This is a genomic window from Ectothiorhodospira sp. BSL-9 (assembly GCF_001632845.1).
Taxonomy (GTDB): Bacteria; Pseudomonadota; Gammaproteobacteria; order Ectothiorhodospirales; family Ectothiorhodospiraceae; genus Ectothiorhodospira.
The window spans coordinates 2,444,325-2,463,694 of the sequence record NZ_CP011994.1 but is presented as its reverse complement, the minus strand read 5'-3'; the positions used below and the strand labels follow the sequence as shown (position 1 = coordinate 2,463,694).

21 protein-coding genes are annotated in these 19,370 nt (G+C 61.6%); all 21 read right to left on the bottom strand.

Annotation, left to right across the window (positions count from 1 at the left end; genetic code table 11):
- Window positions 1-21 precede the first annotated feature (21 nt).
- Entirely contained in the window at window positions 22-501 is a 480-nt protein-coding gene (locus ECTOBSL9_RS11475; protein ID WP_025281242.1) for a chemotaxis protein CheW, read from the bottom strand.
- Window positions 502-608: 107 nt separating this feature from the next.
- Complete coding sequence (locus tag ECTOBSL9_RS11470; RefSeq protein ID WP_063465168.1) at window positions 609-1,280, bottom strand: chemotaxis protein CheW; 672 nt, start codon at window positions 1,278-1,280, stop codon at window positions 609-611.
- The gene (locus ECTOBSL9_RS11465; protein ID WP_063465167.1) at window positions 1,277-2,080 is read right to left on the bottom strand and encodes a ParA family protein; all 804 of its coding nucleotides are present in this window, start codon (window positions 2,078-2,080) and stop codon (window positions 1,277-1,279) included. Before ECTOBSL9_RS11465 ends, ECTOBSL9_RS11470 begins: the two co-directional genes overlap by 4 nt.
- On the bottom strand, window positions 2,080-2,967 hold the full coding sequence (gene motD, locus ECTOBSL9_RS11460) for a flagellar motor protein MotD (RefSeq protein ID WP_063465166.1): 888 nt from the start codon (window positions 2,965-2,967) through the stop codon (window positions 2,080-2,082). Before motD ends, ECTOBSL9_RS11465 begins: the two co-directional genes overlap by 1 nt.
- A gap of 38 nt (window positions 2,968-3,005) precedes the next feature.
- Window positions 3,006-3,749, bottom strand: coding sequence for a flagellar motor protein (locus tag ECTOBSL9_RS11455; protein WP_063465165.1), 744 nt, complete (start codon window positions 3,747-3,749; stop codon window positions 3,006-3,008).
- A 4-nt stretch (window positions 3,750-3,753) separates the two neighbouring features.
- A complete protein-coding gene (locus ECTOBSL9_RS11450) occupies window positions 3,754-4,875 on the bottom strand; it encodes a chemotaxis response regulator protein-glutamate methylesterase (protein ID WP_063465164.1) in 1,122 nt (373 codons plus the stop codon).
- A gap of 63 nt (window positions 4,876-4,938) precedes the next feature.
- Window positions 4,939-7,059: a chemotaxis protein CheA gene (locus tag ECTOBSL9_RS11445; protein ID WP_063465163.1), complete on the bottom strand. Its 2,121-nt coding sequence runs from the start codon at window positions 7,057-7,059 to the stop codon at window positions 4,939-4,941.
- A gap of 107 nt (window positions 7,060-7,166) precedes the next feature.
- Entirely contained in the window at window positions 7,167-7,952 is a 786-nt protein-coding gene (locus tag ECTOBSL9_RS11440; RefSeq protein WP_063465162.1) for a protein phosphatase CheZ, read from the bottom strand.
- 9 nt (window positions 7,953-7,961) lie between these two features.
- Complete coding sequence (locus tag ECTOBSL9_RS11435) at window positions 7,962-8,342, bottom strand: chemotaxis response regulator CheY (RefSeq protein WP_063465161.1); 381 nt, start codon at window positions 8,340-8,342, stop codon at window positions 7,962-7,964.
- A 102-nt stretch (window positions 8,343-8,444) separates the two neighbouring features.
- Window positions 8,445-9,167, bottom strand: coding sequence for an RNA polymerase sigma factor FliA (locus ECTOBSL9_RS11430; RefSeq protein ID WP_063465160.1), 723 nt, complete (start codon window positions 9,165-9,167; stop codon window positions 8,445-8,447).
- 11 nt (window positions 9,168-9,178) lie between these two features.
- Window positions 9,179-10,069, bottom strand: a complete 891-nt coding sequence (locus tag ECTOBSL9_RS11425) for a MinD/ParA family protein (RefSeq protein ID WP_063465159.1) — start codon at window positions 10,067-10,069, stop codon at window positions 9,179-9,181.
- A complete protein-coding gene (flhF, locus tag ECTOBSL9_RS11420; RefSeq protein ID WP_063465158.1) occupies window positions 10,053-11,591 on the bottom strand; it encodes a flagellar biosynthesis protein FlhF in 1,539 nt (512 codons plus the stop codon). Before flhF ends, ECTOBSL9_RS11425 begins: the two co-directional genes overlap by 17 nt.
- A 67-nt stretch (window positions 11,592-11,658) precedes the next feature.
- Window positions 11,659-13,737, bottom strand: a complete 2,079-nt coding sequence (gene flhA / locus ECTOBSL9_RS11415) for a flagellar biosynthesis protein FlhA (protein WP_371259024.1) — start codon at window positions 13,735-13,737, stop codon at window positions 11,659-11,661.
- A gap of 12 nt (window positions 13,738-13,749) precedes the next feature.
- Window positions 13,750-14,907, bottom strand: coding sequence for a flagellar biosynthesis protein FlhB (gene flhB / locus ECTOBSL9_RS11410; protein WP_063465156.1), 1,158 nt, complete (start codon window positions 14,905-14,907; stop codon window positions 13,750-13,752).
- A 3-nt stretch (window positions 14,908-14,910) separates the two neighbouring features.
- Entirely contained in the window at window positions 14,911-15,687 is a 777-nt protein-coding gene (gene fliR, locus ECTOBSL9_RS11405) for a flagellar biosynthetic protein FliR (protein WP_063465155.1), read from the bottom strand.
- A gap of 15 nt (window positions 15,688-15,702) precedes the next feature.
- On the bottom strand, window positions 15,703-15,972 hold the full coding sequence (gene fliQ / locus ECTOBSL9_RS11400; RefSeq protein ID WP_063465154.1) for a flagellar biosynthesis protein FliQ: 270 nt from the start codon (window positions 15,970-15,972) through the stop codon (window positions 15,703-15,705).
- A 10-nt stretch (window positions 15,973-15,982) separates the two neighbouring features.
- Window positions 15,983-16,735 (bottom strand): flagellar type III secretion system pore protein FliP, encoded by a 753-nt coding sequence (fliP, locus tag ECTOBSL9_RS11395; RefSeq protein ID WP_063465153.1) that lies wholly within the window; start codon window positions 16,733-16,735, stop codon window positions 15,983-15,985.
- Window positions 16,732-17,181 carry a flagellar biosynthetic protein FliO gene (gene fliO / locus ECTOBSL9_RS11390; protein WP_082829888.1) on the bottom strand — a complete coding sequence of 150 codons (450 nt, stop codon included), beginning with the start codon at window positions 17,179-17,181 and terminating at the stop codon, window positions 16,732-16,734. Before fliO ends, fliP begins: the two co-directional genes overlap by 4 nt.
- A gap of 8 nt (window positions 17,182-17,189) precedes the next feature.
- A complete protein-coding gene (gene fliN, locus ECTOBSL9_RS11385) occupies window positions 17,190-17,837 on the bottom strand; it encodes a flagellar motor switch protein FliN (protein WP_156500105.1) in 648 nt (215 codons plus the stop codon).
- Between the two features lie 16 nt (window positions 17,838-17,853).
- Window positions 17,854-18,834 (bottom strand): flagellar motor switch protein FliM, encoded by a 981-nt coding sequence (gene fliM / locus ECTOBSL9_RS11380; RefSeq protein WP_063465152.1) that lies wholly within the window; start codon window positions 18,832-18,834, stop codon window positions 17,854-17,856.
- A gap of 9 nt (window positions 18,835-18,843) precedes the next feature.
- Entirely contained in the window at window positions 18,844-19,359 is a 516-nt protein-coding gene (gene fliL / locus ECTOBSL9_RS11375) for a flagellar basal body-associated protein FliL (RefSeq protein ID WP_063465151.1), read from the bottom strand.
- Window positions 19,360-19,370: the final 11 nt, after the last annotated feature.

Genomic DNA, 19,370 nt, shown 5'->3' with positions numbered 1-19,370 from the left:
CAGATGCTGGCGGGTACCTTTTTAAAGGCTGGCTACCTCTGCCCACTCGTCGTCGGTGAGCAGTTTGTTCAGATCCACCACAATAGTCAATTCACCTTCGCGGCTGGCCACACCCTGGATGTATTTTGAACTCTCATCATTACCCACGTTAGGGGCTGGATCCACATCCTTTTCAGCCAGTTCAATCACCTCCGCCACACTGTCCACCAGGATGCCGATCACCTGTCCGGTCACCTCGATGATCACCACCCTGGAGGAATCATCCGATTCCTTATCCATCAGCCCCATGCGCCGCCGGGCATCGATCACTGTGACCACATTGCCGCGCAGATTGATGATTCCCAGCACATAGTGTGGCGCCCCGGGCACCGGTGCAATCTCGGCAACCCGCAGCACCTCCTGCACCTGCATGACGTTGATGGCATAGGTTTCCTCCGCCAGCCGGAACGTGACGTACTGAGTGGCATGGGTCGCAGAGGCAGATTGGGATTCTTTGGCCATGAGAGAGTCGAACCTCGGTCGGTTTTTTGCGTTACCTGCAGCCACCGGCTCCGGGTTGGAGCCCATCAAAGCGGCAGCCTGTCGGTCATTTTGAATGCGTTGAGTGCTCAACCCCAGTTGCCGTCTTCCAGGGAAGACGCCAGATAGTCCACATCCAGGATGGCACACAGATGCTGGATCATCGTGCCCGCCAGCCAGGGCCGCTTGCCCTGAGCCGAGCGCCATCGTACCTGCTCCGCGGTAACGGTCAGGGTTTCTTCAACCCTGTCACAGGCCAGCCCCCAGCGGGCATCATCGATGAGGATGAGATTGCGTGGCGGCGAACGCTCAGGTATCCGGTCCCGGGGCATCACCAGCTGGGTGATATCCACCACCTTCACCTTGCGTCCATGGCGATTCACCAACCCCATGAACAATGGGCTGTGACCCGGCATGGGCGTGATCTTCTCGGGCATCTCCATGATGCCGTTCAGTTTGATCAGAGGAACCGACAGCGGCAGTCCAGCCAGCCGGAACAGCAGGCACTGAAAGGCGCCCTGGGCCCAGTCGGGCGGCGTCGTTTGCCGCGGTGCCAGCGTGGCGGCGGGAACCGGTGGTGCCACATGAGGCACCGACACCAGTTTCGGCTGCGTCACCAAGCGCGGGCGTGGCACCACCCTGGCCGCGGCAGGCTCGGGTTCTGCCTCGTCAAGGGCGATTTCCTGAAGCAGACCATCCAGATAGGCGGTCAGGGCCTGCTGTTCTTCCACTATCAGGGTTTTCTGTGGACGATCCTTCATGACACCGCCTTCTGCTGGCACTGGTTGGCTGAATTGAGCAACCAGTCCAGCAATCGTGCATAGGCCTGACTGCCCCGTGCCTCGGGCATCATCACGGGCAGGGGCTCGCCGGCTACGCTGGCTTCACGAAACTTGGTATCCACGGTGATCACACCCGGCCACAGGCAGTCGCGATATTGATCACGCAACTCCCAGAGGGCCTGAGTGGAGGCCCGCGTGCGGCGATCAAACAAGGTAGGCACCACCAGGTACTCCAGTGGTTGCTTGCGGGATTTCTGTACCATCTTCAATGTGTGGAGCATGCGGTCGAGGCCGCGGATGGCAAGAAACTCCGTCTGCACCGGAATCAGCAACCGATCACAGGCCGCCAGGGCATTCACCATCAATACACCCAGCATCGGCGGGCAATCCAGCAGCACGAAATCGAAACGATCCTGCATGCTGGCAATGGCGCGCTTGATGACCAGACCCATGCCCTCGCGGGTGCCCAACTGCCGGTCCAGGGTGGCCTGGGCAGTGGATGCCGGCATCACATACAAGTGCTCATAGCGGGTCTGGCGTACCGCAGCAAAGGCATCCAGAGGCTTGCGTTCGGCGGATCGCTGATAAAGGCTATAGACGCCCCCGGTAGCGCCCTCGGGATCGTAGCCAAAATACGCCGTAAGCGAGCCATGGGGATCCAGATCCACCAGCAGGGTATCGTGGCCCCGCAGGGCCAGTAGCCCACCCAGGGTGACGGTGGTGGTGGTCTTGCCCACCCCACCCTTTTGATTGGCCACAGCCCAGGTTACGGTACCCATCACGATCCCCCCGGGCCAACGCGTTGGCGATCCAGCAGCATTTCCATATCCTCGCGAAGCATCTCGGGGGGATCCCCATCCTCGGCGCGGGGGCGCTTCCCGGCCAGAATGACGATATTCACACGCCGATTATCCCGCCGTCCTTCCGGCGTCTCGTTGGTGGCGATGGGCCGGTACTCACCAAAACCGATGGCGGCCATCTGGTCCGGATCCAGGCCATTGCGGGCCAGCAGATTCACCACCGTGGCCGCCCGCCCCGAGGAGAGTTCCCAGTTGGAGGGGTAAACGGGACTGCTGATCGGGATGTTATCGGTATGCCCTTCCACGTGAACACGCACCGGGAAACGGCTGAGGATCTCCGCCAGGGTCTCCAGCACCGGCACGGCCTCGCTCGCCAGATTGGCGCTCCCGCTGGCAAACAGGATGCTGGTATTGATCTGAACCTCGATCCAGAGACGATCGCGCCCCACATCGATCATTCCGGCCTCGATCAGGGGGCGCATGGCCTCACTGATCTCGTCCGCCATGAAATTGATCCCGGCCACGGCCTCGGCAAGGCCCTCCACATCCACATCGGCCAGCATGGACTCCAGGCTGCGGGTCATCTCCGGCATTTCGATGGGCGCAGTCAACGGTGGGGTTTCGAGAATGGCGGGGCGCGGGGCGCGGGTGGGTTCACCCACCTGAATCGGGTCCACGGCCCGTGGAGGGGTGCCAAAGGCATTGACGAGGGATTCCGATAACACCCGGTATTTGCCCTCATTCACCGAGGAAATGGCATACATCACCACAAAAAACGCCAGCAACAGCACGAGCAGATCCGCGTAGGGAATCGCCCATGCCTCGTGATTTACGTGATCCTCATGTTTTTTGCGGCGTTTGGCCATAGTGTCAATATCGGCATAAAGGCAATTTTTTCAAGGCCCTATCGCTGCAGATAACCTTGCAGTTTGGTCTCGATGTTACGGGGATTCTCTCCTTCGGCGATGGAGATGATGCCCTCCACGATCATTTCGCGATGGGCACTCTGATTCTGAATCGTGGTCTTGAGCTTATTACTCATGGGAAGAAAGAACAGATTGGCCGAGGCAATACCATAGATTGTAGCAACGAAGGCCGCGGCAATACCGGCACCGAGCCGGCTTGGATCCGCCAGGTTCTGCATCACTGCCATGAGCCCCATCACCGCACCCACAATCCCCATGGTGGGCGCATAGATCCCCATGCTCTCGAACACCTTGGCGGCCTGGGTGTCGAAGTCCTCCTTGGTGCTCATCTCCACCTCGAGAATGGTGCGGATATTGTCGGGCTCCGTACCATCCACCAGCAGTTGCAGCCCCTTCTTCGAGAATACATCCGTCTCTTCCTCGGCCAGGGACTCCAGCCCCAGCAGTCCTTCCTTGCGTGCCACCTGGCTCCAATTGACGATTTTCTCGATCGTCGCCTCCGGCTCGAGTCGAGGCTGGACAAACACCCAAGGCAGGATGCGAAAGGCGCGCATGAATACCGCAGGACGGGTCTGCACCAGGGCCGCCGCAATCGTGCCCAGGATCACGATGACGAATGCTGCTCCGTTCCACAGCGCCGCAATACCACTGCCCTTGGCAATGGTGCCGCCGAACACCGCCACCAAAGCCAGAGTCACACCAATGAGACTGAGGATATCCATGATATCAACAGGCCTCCGCCAACAACTTGCCGATCTGGGGCAAGGGCAATATCCGATCCGCCAACCCGGCCTCGGCAATGGCCGCGGGCATGCCATAGACCACACAGGTGGCCTCGTCCTGCGCCCAGACAGTGGAACCACACCGCTTGAGCAACCGGGCACCCTCGCGACCATCCGCACCCATACCCGTCATCACGATGACCAGTGCATCGCCACGGAAGCAGGCGGCGGCGGAGTTGAAGGTGACATCCACGCAGGGCCGATAATGCTGATCGGCCGCACTCTCGGTGATGCGCACCCGCGACTGCCCGCCGCGACACTCCACCTGCATCTGTTGCCCCCCGGGAGCCAGCAGGGCAAGGCCAGGCTGCAGCGCGTCACCATCCTCGGCCTCCTTGACCCGGATATTGCAAAGCTGATCCAGACGCTGTGCGAAGGCCGGCGTAAAACTGGCGGGCATATGCTGGACCAGCAACAAAGGGAGTGGGAAATGGGCCGGCAGGGCGGCAAGAACCTTTTGCAAGGCCAGGGGCCCGCCCGTTGATGTACCAATCAACACCACCTTGAAATCCCGCAGAACCGGGGGCGCCCGATCGCCGCTTCCCCGAGACGCACGGGGCGCAGTTGCCGCGGGGGGCTGAGCGATCGGTCGTCCCGTCGCCGGAGGGGCTGACTTGGGGGCGGGCGCCGTGGCACGTGCGCCGTTATCGCGCCCTGACCTGACGGCTCCGCGGCGACCGATGGTACGCACCCGACGACAAAGAACATCACGGGCTTCCTGCTGATCCCGGGCGATATCCTCGAAACGCTTGGGCAGAAAATCGACGGCACCCGCTTCCAGTGCATCCAGGGTGGCCTTGGCCCCCTCGAAGGTGAGCGATGAGAACATGAGGATGGCCGTGGGCTGACGCGCCATGATACGGCGCACCGCCGTGATCCCGTCCATCACGGGCATTTCGATATCCATGGTCACCACATCGGGCTTGAGCGCAATCACCTGATCAATGGCTTCCTGGCCATTGCTGGCCGTACCCACCACCTCAAGGGAGGGATCCGCATTCAGGATATCCACGATGCGACGCCGGAAGAACCCGGAATCATCCACCACCAGAACGCGAACCGCCATTCACCGCCTCCGTTATCCATGAGCCCATCCGACGGGCCACGATGCTACAGAAGAATCCGACGCTCACAAGCGCCGGGCATAACTTTTCAACAAACCGGGCACATCCAGGATCAGGGCGATGCCCCCATCACCGGTAATGGTGGCCCCGGCCAGCCCGGGTACCCCGTGCAGGACATTGCCCAAAGGCTTGATCACCACCTCTTCCTGACCAATCAGGCTGTCCACCACGAACCCCACCCGCTGGTTGCCGGCAAACACCACCACCACATGTCCCACACCTTCCCCGGCAGGCGCGTCGCCGGATACCAGCCAGCGCCGCAGGTAGTAAAGCGGCAAGGAACGGTTACGTACCATGATGACTTCCTGATCATCCACCCGGTTGGTACGCGACAGATCCAGATCAAAGATCTCGCTGACATTGGCCAGCGGCAATGCGAAACGCTGTTTGCCCAGCACCACCATCAGCGTGGGCATGATGGCCAGGGTCAGCGGAAGACGAATACTGAGCGTGCTGCCCTGCCCCGGCGCCGAGGTGATTTCCACGCGACCGTTGAGTTGGGCAATGCGCGTCTTGACCACATCCATGCCCACGCCGCGGCCCGAGACGTCGGAGATTTCCGTCTTGGTGGAAAAACCGGCCCGGAAGATCAGGTTGAAGGCGTCATGATCCGTCAGCCGGGCGGCCGCGTCCTCATCCATCATACCCTTCTCGACGGCCTTGGCCCGCAACACGTCGGGATCCATTCCCTTGCCGTCGTCGGAGATGGTCAGCAGGATATGGTCACCTTCCTGGTTGGCGGAGAGCACCACCCGGCCGGCCCGCGCCTTGCCCGCCGCCTGGCGTTCCTCGGGAGATTCGATACCATGGTCCACCGCATTGCGCACCAGGTGCACCAGCGGGTCGGCCAGGGCCTCCACCAGATTCTTGTCCAGGTCGGTATCCTCTCCCTCCAGCTCCAGATTGATCTCTTTCTTGAGGGTGCGCGCCAGATCACGGACCACCCTGGGAAAACGGCCAAAGACCTTCTTGATGGGCTGCATCCGGGTTTTCATGACTGCGGCCTGCAGATCCGCAGTGACCACATCCAGGTTGGTGACGGCCTTGGAGACCTGCTCATCCTTCATGCGTGAGCGCAGCGTGGCCAGTCGGTTACGCACCAGGACCAGTTCACCCACCAGGTTCATGATGTCATCCAGGCGCTTGGTATCCACCCGCACCGAGGTCTCTGCCGGTGATGCCTTGGCCTGCGCGGGTGCAGCCGCCTCCGGGGGGGCAGCTTCCGCGGCCGAGGCCGGCCTGGCAGCCGGCGACGGGGCTGGGGCTGGGGCTGCCTGGGATTTTTCCTTGACGGGCTGGCCGCCGGTCGGCTTCTGAGGCTGGGGGGCCTGACCCTTGCCATGCAACTGATCCAGCAGATTCTCGAATTCGTCCTCGGAGATCAGTTCATTCTGGCCGCTGCCGGGCGCTGGCGCAGTGGAAGGCCCACCTGCCGCCGCCCCCTTACCTTGAAGCTCGTCCAGCAACTGCTCGAATTCTGCATCCGTGATCTCATCACTTCCTTGCTGGGCCGTCTCTGCGGCTGATGCCACGGGTGATGCGCCCGCGCCGGCCCCGGGCTGTCCATTGTCCTTGCCCTCCTGCATGGCATCCAGCAGCGCCTCGAATTCTTCGTCAGTGATATCCCCGTCAGCTGTTCCCGCCGGTGGCATGGGGGCAGAAGGTGCCGGGGCTGGCTCGGCAGGCACAGCAGGCGCCGCCGCAGGAGGGGGTGACAGGTGTGCGGGTTCTTCTCCCTCGGGGTAAGTGAGAGGCTCCAGGGCCGCCAACAGATGATCAGGCGCAGGCTCGGGCTCCTGGCCGGCACGCAATTCATCGAACATCCGGTTGAGCACATCCAGCACCTGAAGGATGATGTCCATCAGGTTGCTGTCGGCACGACGCTGACCCTGGCGCAACAGGTTGAAGACGTCCTCGGCGCGGTGACAGATCTTGACCAGGTTTTCCAGATTGAGGAACCCGGCGCCCCCCTTGATGGTATGGAAACTCCGGAAGACGGAGTTCAGCAGGTCCTTGTCGTCAGGCGTTCGCTCCAACTGCACCAACTGCTCACCGAGGGCATCCAGGATCTCACTGGCCTCAATGAGGAAGTCGTTCAGGATTTCGTCGTCGGTGTCCAGAGTCATGCCTTGTTCTCGCGCGTCGTGCGGATGCCCTTCTCACTCCCAGGTTGGCGGCCAACTCAGGGAATTCTGAAATGGGCATACGCCCGGAGGTGGGCCCTTGGACCCGATCAGAAACCCAGGCTGGAGAGCAGATCGTCCACATCGTCCTGCCCGCTGACCACTTCCCCCTTGTCGGAGGTCCCGGAGACTGCGGGACCCGTGCCGGCGCTGGCAGGGCCGGCATCCTTGCGTGGATCAGCCGCGTTCTTGTCGGTCTCGGGTTTGGTCAGTCGCTGCCCCGATACCCTCACCAGCCCCACCAGGTTGTCTTCCAGATCCTGAACCAGGGTCATGACCCGGCGAATCACCTGACCGGTCAGGTCCTGAAAGTCCTGGGCCATCAAGACTTCGGACAGACCCTTGCGCAGCTTGTCCGCATCCCGCTCCGTATCCGCGAGAAAGTCGCTCAATTGCTGGCTCACCTGCCTGAACTCCTCGAGAGACATCTCGCGCTGGCGAAACCGCGTCCACTCCGCACCCAGTTCCCCGGCGCGAGTGGCCAGCGACTCCGCCACGGGCAGATTCTCCTCCACCGCGTTGAGCGTGCGATGGGCAGCCTGCTCCGTCATGGCCACCACGTAGTTAAGACGTTCCTTGGCATCAGGGATGTCCTGATGAGTGAGTTCGGACAGGCGTGTATCAAGGCGGAAACTATTGAGCGCCTCGTGCAGGTCGCGGGTGAGTTTGCCCAGTTCCTGGAACAGCATGCTCTCGTGCATGCGGCCCAGTTCCTCGATCAGGTGGCCCGCCTTGTCTTCCTGGCCGGCCTCCATCATCTGGACCAGTTCCCGGGCCCGCTCCAGTTGCTCCTTCCTGAAAAGGGCCTCTTTGTCGCTGTCTTGACTCTTATCCATGGGCAATGATCAACCGTTTTGCTCGAGACGTTCGAAGATCCTGTCGATCTTTTCCCGCAGGGTTTCCGCCGTGAACGGCTTGACGATGTAGCCGTTCACGCCCGCCTGAGCCGCCTCGACGATCTGTTCGCGCTTGGCTTCTGCCGTCACCATCAGCACGGGCATATCCTTGATGCGGGGGTCTGCCCTCACTGCGCGAAGCAGATCGATGCCGGGCATGATGGGCATGTTCCAGTCGGTGACCAGAAAATCGAAGTTACCATTTTGCAGCATGGGTAACGCCGTATGTCCGTCATCCGCCTCGGAGGTGTTGTTGTACCCAAGATCCCGCAGCAAGTTCTTGATGATGCGCCGCATTGTGGAAAAGTCATCCACAATGAGGATCTTCATATTCTTATCCACAAAAACCTCCAGTGATGCGCAAATCGTTAGCCGCGCGCTGGCCGCGCGGAATTGATACGTGTTCCAGACTCCAGCAACCTCGGGGATCTCTCAGACCCGAACCCCATCCCCCACCCAGTCGCCCATGCGCGCCTTGAGTCGCATCAGCGCCTGGCCATGGAGTTGACAGACCCGGGATTCACTCACCCCCAGCACCTGACCAATCTCCCGCAGGTTCAATTCCTCGTCATAATACAGGGACAGCACGAGTCTTTCCCGTTCCGGCAACTCGCCGATGTTCTCCACCAGCGCCTTCTTGAAATCGGTTCGCGTCAGATCCATCAGCGGATCCGGCCCATCGGAGGTCAGCAGGTTTTCTGCCGAGGAATCGTCATCCCCCAGATCATCGAAACCCAGCACCCGGCTTGAGACCGCATCACGGAGCATGTCCTGATAGGTGGTCATATCCACGCCGAGCGCCTCGGCGATCTCGGCTGCCGAGGCCTCCCGCCCTTCCCGATTCTCGATCTGGCGGATCACTTCACTGATCTGCCGTGAGTGACGATGCACGGAACGGGGCGTCCAGTCACTGCGACGCACCTCATCCAGCATGGCCCCGCGGATGCGGATACCCGCATAGGTTTCGAAACTCGCCCCCTGGGACGGATCGTAATGACGGGCAGCCTCCAGCAGGCCGATGATGCCCGACTGAATCAGATCATCGACCTGCACATTGGCTGGCAGGCGCGCCAGCAGGTGGTAAGCAATGCGCTTGACGAGGGCGACATGCTCATCCACCAGGGTATTGGAATCCAACTGTTGGCTGGCATACATGGCGAGACCGCTTATGGTGCTGGCTCCAGATCACTCTGATCGCTATTGATCAGACGTTCCACAAAAAATTCGATGCCGCCCCGGGCCCCTCGGGGCATGGGCCATTGTTCTATACGCGAGGGCAAGGCCGCAAAGGACCGGGCCGCCGGCGAAGAGGGAAAGGCCTCCACCACGGACTGACGACGCTGCACGGCCTTGCGAAGATAGTCGTCGTAGGGAATCGACCCCACATAGTCGAGCGTGACGTCGTCAAGAAAACGGTCACACACGGCGACCAGCTTGCGGAACAGGCTCCGCCCCTCGTCTTCCTGCTCGTTGCGCACCATGTTGGCCAGAATGCGGAACCGCATGACGCCGTGGTCCCGATACAGGACCTTGATCAGTGCATAGGCATCCGTGATGGAGGCTGGTTCGTCACAGACCACCACCAACACCTCATGGGCCGCCCGGCAGAAACTGGTCACGCTGTCATGCAGACCTGCCGCAGTGTCCACCACCAACACGTCCAGGGGGTGAGTGAGTTCGCTGAAGGCGCGAATGATGCCCACATGCTGGGCGTGCCCCAGGTCCGCCATATCGGCGATGCCAGAGGCCGCCGGGACAATCAGCATCCCGTTGGGGCCCTCCACCACCACCTCATCCAGGCTGCACTGCCCTTCCAGCACATGGGACAGATTCCTCTTGGGTTGCAGCCCCAGGAGAAGATCCACGTTCGCCAGACCCAGGTCAGCGTCCATGAGCATGACGTGCTTGCCCGTCCGCGCCATCGCGGCACACAGGTTGACTGACACATTGGTCTTGCCCACCCCCCCCTTGCCGCTGGAAACGGCAATCACCCGAACCGGCCGGGGCTTGTCCCGGCGCCCCGATGCGCTGCTTTGATTCTCACTGGGTGAAGGCATGAGTAAACCTGGTGCTGAGATCGTTGACACTGTCAGGACGCGAGGTCACAGGCGCGGTCTGCGCCCGGAACCTGGAACGAGGTCGTTGCTCGGAAAATCTCCCCGGGGCTTCAAGCGCCGCCGCCGCCATCTGAACCAACCGCGGGGCACTGGCGGCCAGCAGGTCCTCGGGGATCCTCTGGCCTGCGCTGATGAAATTGAGCGGCAGCCTGGATGAGATCAGAGCAGACAGCACCTCACCCAGGCTGGCGGCTTCATCCACCTTGGTCAGGATGCAACCCTGGGGTTGCAAATGACTGAACCCGCTCAGGGTCTCATCCACCACGCCCTTTTGCACATTGGCGGCCATCACCAGCATCACGCGGGCGGCAGATGCCGAGGTGACCTGAGCCAGCTCATCGAGCATGCCCTTGTCACGCTGATTGGTTCCGGTGGTATCGATCAGCACAAGCCTTTTGGACTTCACCCGCCTAAGCATATCCTTGAGTTGCTGCTCTGTCTGCGCCAGATGGACGGTGACCCCAAGTAACTGACCGATGGTCTGCAACTGACGATGAGCGCCCAGGCGATAGACATCGGTGGTGATGATGGCGATGGATTCCTGCCCGTGCCGCAGGCTGGCCAGCGCCGCCAGTTTGGCCAGCGTTGTGGTTTTACCCACGCCACTGGGGCCCACAAAGGCGATGATACCATTGTGGTCCAGCAGGTCATCGTCCGCGATGGGCAGCAAGCCCGCCAACTGGCGCAGGGCCTCGGACCACCCTTCCACCGGCTCGAACCGGCCGGCAGCCGGAGTCTTGTCCAGTTCCACGGCACTGGCCACTGTCCTGGCCACTTCGTGGTCCACCCCCATGGAGGCCAGGCGCTGGGCAATGGCCGCACGCCAGGGCTCGGAACGGGCAAACTCCTGATCCATCAATACCGAGAGCTGCTCCTGCAACAACCCACGCAGTCCCTGAATTTCCTTGCGCATGGCCTTGAAGGCAGCATCCTCGGGGTCACTCTGGGTGGCTGCCCTGGCCCTGACCTGCCCTGTCTCGGGCTTCTTGCGTGAGGGGGTTTGCTTCTGCCTGGCCGGTGGCTCCATCAGGGGGGTCATCATCGCGCTCAGGGGGTCATCCTCCGACGACGCACTCGCGTTCCCGGAGGCGTCCCTTTGAGTCACTCTGGATGGGGTGGCTTCCTGAGGCAGGCGCGCCCAGGAATCCCCTGCCCCGCGACGTAATGGCATCCGCTCCTGGCCTTTTGACTTCGCATCCACACCCAGCGATAGCAGATCATCCTCGAGCCCGTCCTCCTGCGGCGGGGAGTCAGATGCGCGGTTAGCACGCGGCGCATCTCCATGGTCCGCCTGATCCGCCATTTCCGTTACCAGGTCCTCGTCGTAATCGATGGCGGCGATCAGCTCGATCCCTCCGTCCACGCTGCGACTTGAGAGGATCACCGCATCCGGACCCTGGCTGTCACGCACCTGACGAATCGCCTGGCGCATGTCGGGTGCAAAATAGCGTTTAATCTTCATGTCGATACCCGTTATCCGTTTCGCCCCGACCCCGGCACATTGCCCAGGCCGGCCTGTATTTCACCTGTCAGGTCTCTTCCCGTCCCACGGTGGCCACCACACGGATCTGCTTGTTATCCGGTATTTCGGTGTAGGCCAGCACGTTCAACCCCCTTACAGCACTGCGTAACCAGCGGGCCATCCAGGGCCGGATATCGGGCGAGACCACCAGGACGGAGGGTTCTCCGGACATTTCCTGGCGTTGGGAGGCCTCGGCGATGGAGCGTTGCAGGCGTTCGGCCAGCCCCGGCTCGATGCCCAACCCCGCTCCCGAGGCCCCTTGTGAAGACTTTTGCAAAATCTGTTCCAACGAAGGGTCAATGGCCAGCAAAGGCAATTCCGTGGCCGTTCCGATGATGTTCTGCACGATGGATCGGGACAGAGACACCCGCACCGCCGCCGTCAGAACGTCGGGATCCTGACTGCGCGGCCCATGCTCCGCCAAGGTTTCGGCGATGGTGCGCATGTCGCGAATGGGGATCTGTTCCGCCAGCAGGTTCTGCATCACCTTGAGCACCACGCCCAGGTTCAGGGTCTTGGGCACCAGATTCTCCACCAGCTTGGGTGAATGCTTGCCCAGGGTATCCAGCAGGTGCTGCACCTCCTCATGACCCAGCAGCTCATGCGCATGATCCCGGAGAATCTGCGACAGATGGGTCGCCACCACCGTGCCGGCGTCCACCACGGTGTACCCCAGGCCCTGGGCCTCCTCCCGCTGAGCCGGATCGATCCAAAGGGCATCCAGACCAAAGGTGGGATCCTTGGTGGGTGTGCCCTTGACCTCGCCGAAGACCTGCCCTGGATTGATGGCCATCTCCCGGTCGGTGAACACCTCCCCCTCACCCACCGTCACCCCCATCAGGGTGATGCGATAGTGATTGGGGCCCAGGTCCAGGTTGTCGCGGATGTGCACCGGCTGGATGAGGAACCCCAGTTCCTGGGACAGCTTGCGCCGCACACCCTTGATGCGGCCCATGAGCTGCCCTCCCTGGGAGCGATCCACCAGGGGAATGAGGCGATAGCCCACCTCCAGCCCGACCAGATCCACAGGTGGTACGTCATCCCAGGTGAGCTCCTTCATCTCCGGGCTTGGAGGCGGAGCGTCCGCCTCCATTTCCTCCGCTTCGGCCACCTCCAGCGCCTTGCGCCGCTGCATCATGAAGTAGCCGCTGGTGGCCATCAGCGTGGCCAGGCTCAGGAAAACCATGTTGGGCATGCCAGGGACCATCCCCAGGGCGCCCACGATGCCTGCCGCGACGAACAGGGCCCGGGGGGCACCGAACAACTGGCTGAGCACCTGCTGACCCATGTCCTGGGAGGTGGATACACGGGTGACGATGATCGCCGTGGCGGAGGACAGCAGCAGTGACGGAATCTGCGCCACCAGACCATCACCGATGGTGAGCAGGATGTAGTTGGTGGCAGCATCACCCACGCTCATCCCATGCTGCAGGGTGCCAATCACCAGCCCCCCGATGATATTGATGAACAGGATCAGGATGCCGGCGATGGCATCGCCCCGCACGAACTTGCTGGCACCATCCATGGAACCATAGAAATCTGCTTCCTGAGACACCTCGTCACGCCGCCGACGAGCCTCATCCTGGGAGATGAGCCCGGAATTGAGATCGGCATCGATGGCCATCTGCTTGCCCGGCATGGCATCCAGTGTGAAGCGGGCGCTCACCTCCGAGACGCGCCCCGCGCCCTTGGTCACCACCACGAAGTTGATGATCACCAGGATGGCAAAGACCACCAGACCCACCGCGTAATTGCCGCCGACCACGAAGTCACCGAAGGCGCCGATCACGTTGCCAGCGGCATCGGTACCGGTATGCCCCTCCAGCAGGATCACCCGGGTCGACGCCACGTTCAGGGCCAGGCGCAGCAGGGTCGCCACCAGCAGCACGGTGGGAAAAACCGCAAATTCCAGCGGCCTGGGCGTGTACACGGCCACCAGGATCACCACCAGTGACAGGGCGATATTGAAGGTGAACAGCAAATCCAGCGCCAACGGCGGCAGCGGGATCACCATCATGGTCAGCAGCGCCATGAGCAGCAGGGGTGCGCCCAGGCCCGACCGCTGGATACTGCGCAGGGCTTCCATCAGGGCACTCATCTACTGTTCCTCCCCACGGGTGGGATCACGCTTGAGAAATTCACTGGGCACGGGCAGATCATCAGGTGGGGTGGGCTCGTCGGCCCCCTGGCGATGGGCATGGCGCAATTGATAGACATAGGCCAGCACCTGGGCCACGGCCACATAAAGGCCTGCCGGAATCTCCTGATCCAGGCGAGTGCTGAAGAACAGCGCCCGCGCCAGCGGCGGGGCGGAGAACAAAGGCACCTGATGCACCCGGGCCAGCTGGCGGATCTCGGCCGCCACCTCGTCCGCCCCCTTGGCCACGACCCGCGGGGCACCCATCTTTGACTGGTCATACTTCAAGGCCACCGCAAAGTGGGTGGGGTTGGTCACCACCACATCCGCCTTGGGCACCTCCCCCATCATGCGCCGCTGGGAGATCTCGTGCTGGGTCTGGCGGATCTTGCTCTTCACTTCCGGCTTGCCTTCCGTCTCCTTGAACTCGTCCTTGACTTCCTGCTTGGTCATGCGCAACTGGCGCTGGTGATTCCAGATCTGAAACGGCACATCGATCATGGCCACCAGGATCAGTGACACACTCAACGCCACGAAGGTCCAGGCGATCAGGTAGCCGGCATGCACGACCCCGGGCACCATGTCCTGGGCGCCCAGGCCGACGATGCGTCCGGAGAGGTTCCACAACAGGAACGAGGCCACCGTGGTGATCAGCGAAAACTTGGCCAGGGTCTTGCCCAGTTCCATGGCGCCCTGGGGGCCGAAGATCCGCTTGATCCCCTTGATGGGGCTGAGCTTGTCCGGCTTGGGCGCCATGCCCTGTGGTCTGAAACGCCCACCGCCCATCACCACCGGGCCCGTGATCGCGGCCACCACGAGGATGAGCATCATCGGTGCCAGCACCAGCAGGGCCTCGGCGATCCGGTGCTCAAGGGCAGTGAGCATGAAGGCGGGATCAAAAATACGTTCCCGATCCACCATGAAGCTGCGCCGGATCAGTTCCTGAATCCGGTTGAGCATGTCGCCGCCCAGCACAAGCAGCGTGCCCGAGCCGGCCAGCAGCACCAGCGTGGTGTTGAGTTCCTTGGAACTGGCCACCTGCCCCTTGTCCTGCGCATCCCGCAGGCGTTTGGGGGTCGGTTGTTCCGTTTTTTCCTGGGAAGTTTCGTTTTCGGCCATGACCTAACTCCCCAGCATCCGTGAGATCACACCGAAGCCTGCCATGGCCAGATCCTCGACCCGAAGCGTGAGGGCGGGCAGCGTGAACATGATGAGAATGAACCCCAGCAGGATCATCATGGGGAAACCGACGGCGAAGATGTTCAACTGCGGCGAGGCGCGGGTGATCACCCCCATGGACAGGTTGACCATGAGCATGGCGGACACAATGGGCAGCCCCACCAGCAGTGCCCCCACGTACATGGTGGAGCCGAACTGCACCACGGCCCACATATCCACCTGACTGAGCCCGTCCACCGCCACGGGCATCATTTCAAAACTGCGCAGGAGCATCTCCAGCATCACCAGGTGGCCATTCATGGCGAGGAAGATCAACGTCCCCATGATCATGAAGAACTGTGATACCACCGGCACCTGAACACCCATCGCCGGATCCACCATGGAGGCATAGCCCAGGCCCATGGACAGGGCGATGGATTCACCCGCCATGGTCAGGGCGCTCAACACCATCTGCAGGATGAAGCCCATGGTGAGCCCGATCAGCACCTGCTGAGCCGTGACCAGAAGCCCTTCCAGACTGAACGGCGACACCGGCGGTGGCTCGGGCAACAGCGGCGCCACCATGAGTGCCAGCACCAGGGCCAGCACAATACGAACCCGGACCGGCACCGTACCCGCGCCAAAGATCGGCGCCGCCAGCAGCATGGCGCTGATGCGCACGAAGGGCCACACGAAAGCGGCCACCAGGGCGAGGAGTTCGGCTTCGGTGAAACTGAACATGAGATGCCTCCCCGCCTACCCGATGAGTCCGGGAATGGCGTCGTAGAGACGGGTCACGTAATTGACCAGAAGATCCAGCATCCAGCCACCAAAGACCATCAGGGCGGCGAACATGCCCAGCAGCTTGGGGATGAACGACAGGGTCATTTCCTGAATGGACGTGGCGGCCTGGATCATGCCGATGAACAGCCCGATGCTCAGCCCGGTGATGAGCACCGGCGCGGCCAGCATGATGATGGTCATCAATGCCTCCTGGCCCACTTCAACGACGGTCTCGGGGGTCATATCGGCCTCCTCAGGCGAAAAAGCTGGTGGCCAGGGTGCCCATGATCAGGGCCCAGCCATCCACCAGCACGAACAGCATGATCTTGAAGGGCAGCGAGATGATCAGCGGGGAGAGCATCATCATCCCCATGGACATCAGCACGCTGGCCACCACCAGATCCACGATCAGGAACGGAATCAGGATCAGAAACCCGATCTGGAAGGCGGTCTTGAGTTCACTGGTGATGAACGAGGGCACCAGGACCGAAAAAGGCACCTCTTCGGGGGATTCGAAGCTCTCGTAGCCGGCAATGCGGGCAAACATGGCGATGTCCGTTTCACGGGTCTGCTCCAGCATGAAGTCCCGCATGGGCTCCCAGGCCCGCTGTACCATCTCTTCCTGAGAGATTTCCTCTGCCACGAAGGGCTGCACGGCTTCCTCGTTCACCGCCTGGAAGACCGGCGCCATGACGAAGAAGGTGAGAAACAGGGCCAGACCGATGAGGATCTGGTTGGAAGGCGTCTGGGTGGTACCGATGCCCTGACGCAGAATGCCCAGTACGATGATGATGCGCGTAAAGGCAGTCAGCATGATGAGCGCCGCCGGCAGCAGGCTCATCAGGGTCATGAGGATCAGGATCTGCAGGGTGACCGAATAGGTCTCACTGCCGTCCGGGCCCGGCTCCACGGTGAGGATGTCAAATCCTGCCTGGGCCATGGCCGTATCCAGGGGCAAGATGGCCAGCAGCGGCAGCCACAGGGCCCACCCGGCGCGGGATTTCATGACGACGCTCCCTGACCGCCCATGGCGGTGCGTAAACGCTGAGCGAAGGACGGATCGGCGCCCTTGACCGCAGTCGGGTTCACATCAATGGGGCGTTCCAGCACATGCAGGGTCTGCACGCGCCCCGGGGCCACGCCCACCACCATCTGCACATCGCCCACCTGCACCAGCACCATGCGCTCCCGGGAGCCCAGCGAAACACTGCCGATCACTCTGAATTCGCTGGAAAGCCCACCGGAAAGCCCGTGAATGCGGCGCAGTACAAAACCCAGCACCAGAATGGCGGCCACCACCACGATCAGGCCCAGCACCAGCTGCACCAGATGCGCGGCACTGTCGCCGGTGACACCCAGACCCGGGGTGCCGCGCTGGACCTCCTCGGCAGCCAGCATCCAGGGCATGCAGAGCAGCCCCAGGGCGGTCATGATCTGTGTTGCGGTGCGCATGGTGGACCTCACTTGAGCTTTCTCACCCGTTCCGCCGGGCTGATGACATCGGTCAGTCGAATACCGAATTTCTCGTTGACCACCACCACCTCGCCATGGGCCACCAACGTGCCGTTGACCATGACATCCAGGGGCTCGCCAGCCAGACGATCCAGTTCCACCACCGATCCCTGGTTCAATTGAAGAAGGTTGCGAATGGGTATCTTGGTGCGGCCGATCTCCATGGAGATGGTCACCGGCACGTCCAGGATCACGTCCAGGTTCAGGTCGGATTCCCCTTTCCCCTTCCTGGATTCATCCATCAGATCTTCAAACTCCGCCCGGGAGACCTTCTTCGCCCCCATGGCCGCCGAACTCTCACCTGCGTGTTCGAAATCATCATCCTTGCCCGGCTTCGCCTTGGTGGCCTGATCGCCTTGGCCAGCATCCTTGGCGGCACCCTTGCCAGCCTTGGCATCGGCTTTTTTTGTCTCGGCGTCCTTCATGGAAGCTTCCTGCTCGGCCAGCAGCTTGTCCAGGTCGTCCTGGGCACTTTGCTCGCTTCCCTCGCCTTCAGGCTTCTGGGCCTGGCTCTCGGCTTCGGCCTGTTCCGCCAGCGCGGCAGCCCAGGGATCTTCTGCGTCTGCAGCGTTGTCCTGTTCGTTCTTTTCACTCATGGGAGCCTCCTGATATTCAGTTCGAGAGCTTCACTTGCCCTACAATCTTCAATGCATTGAATCCATTGGAAACGCCAAACTCACCTCGCAGGACGGGCACGTCCTCCGCCCGCAGAATGATGTTTTCAGGCATCTCGATGGGGATCACGTCCCCCGGCTTGAGGTTGATCATCTCCGCCACGGTCAACTCGGCCTCTGCCAGGGTCGCGCTGACATTCACCTGAATCATCTTCAGCTCTTCCCGAAGGGCCTTGGGCCAGCGATCGTCCACATCGGCGCGATCGCTTTGCAGGCCAGTATCCAGCTGATCCCGGATCGGCTCGATCATTGAATAGGGCATGGTGATGTGGAACTCACCACCACCACCATCCAGTTCCACCTGGAAGGAGCACACCACCACCACTTCGGTGGGGCTGACGATATTGGCGAACTGCGGATTGACTTCCGAGCGGTTGTATTCGAACTCCAGATCCATCACCGGGGCCCAGGCCTGCTTGTAATCCCGGAAGGCCTGCTCAAGCAGCATGCGGATCACCCGCAGCTCCGTAGGCGTGAACTCCCGACCTTCGATCTTGGCTGGGTAACGTCCATCCCCACCGAAAAAATTGTCCACCAGAATAAAAACCAGCTTGGGATCAATCACGAACAGGGCCGTCCCTCTCAAGGGCTTGACGCGAACCATGTTCAGGCTGGTGGGCAGGTACAAGGAATGGACATACTCCCCGAATTTCATCATCTTGAGACCGAGCACCGAGATCTCGGCAGACCGGCGCAGCAGTTCGAACATACCGATACGCATGTAGCGGGCGAAGCGTTCGTTGATCATGTCCAGGGTCGGCATGCGACCCCGCACAATGCGATCCTGGGTGGTCAGGTCATAACCACGCGCCACCCCATCATGGGCCAGGAAATCCTCCTCGGTTTCCACTGCCCCGCTATCGACCCCGTGCAAGAGGGCATCAATCTCGTCCTGGGAAAGAACATCATTGGTCGGCATGGCCCAGCCTCACTGCATCACCAGGTTATTGAAATAAATCGCTTCCACGTTCGCGGGTGCCCCGCGCTGCTCCAGCACACCACGAATCTCATCCAGCACCTCGGCGCGCAATACCTCCTTGCCCTCCGACGTGACCAGTTGGTCATAGGTCTTCTGGCTCAGCAGCAGCATAAGATTGTTGCGTATCACCGGCATGTGTCGCTCCACGCCCGTAAAGACGTCTTCATTGCGTGCCATCACCACGATGCCCACCTGCGCAAAGCGGATGCGCTCCGAGCCGGAGAAATTCACCACCAGCGGTGGCTCCAGCGGCAGGTATAGCGGCTCGGCCACAACGGTCTGCTCTTCTGCCGGGCGATCTCCTGGCATCACCAGGAAATACCAGGCGGCAGCCCCTCCCACCGCGGCAGCCACCACGAAGGTCACCAACACGATCAGGATCAGTTTCAAGGCGCCCCCCTTGCCACTGCCTTTGCCGGCATTGGGATTCAGGTCGAGCTTGCTTTTTTCAGGTTTCTTGGCCATCGGTTGGTCTC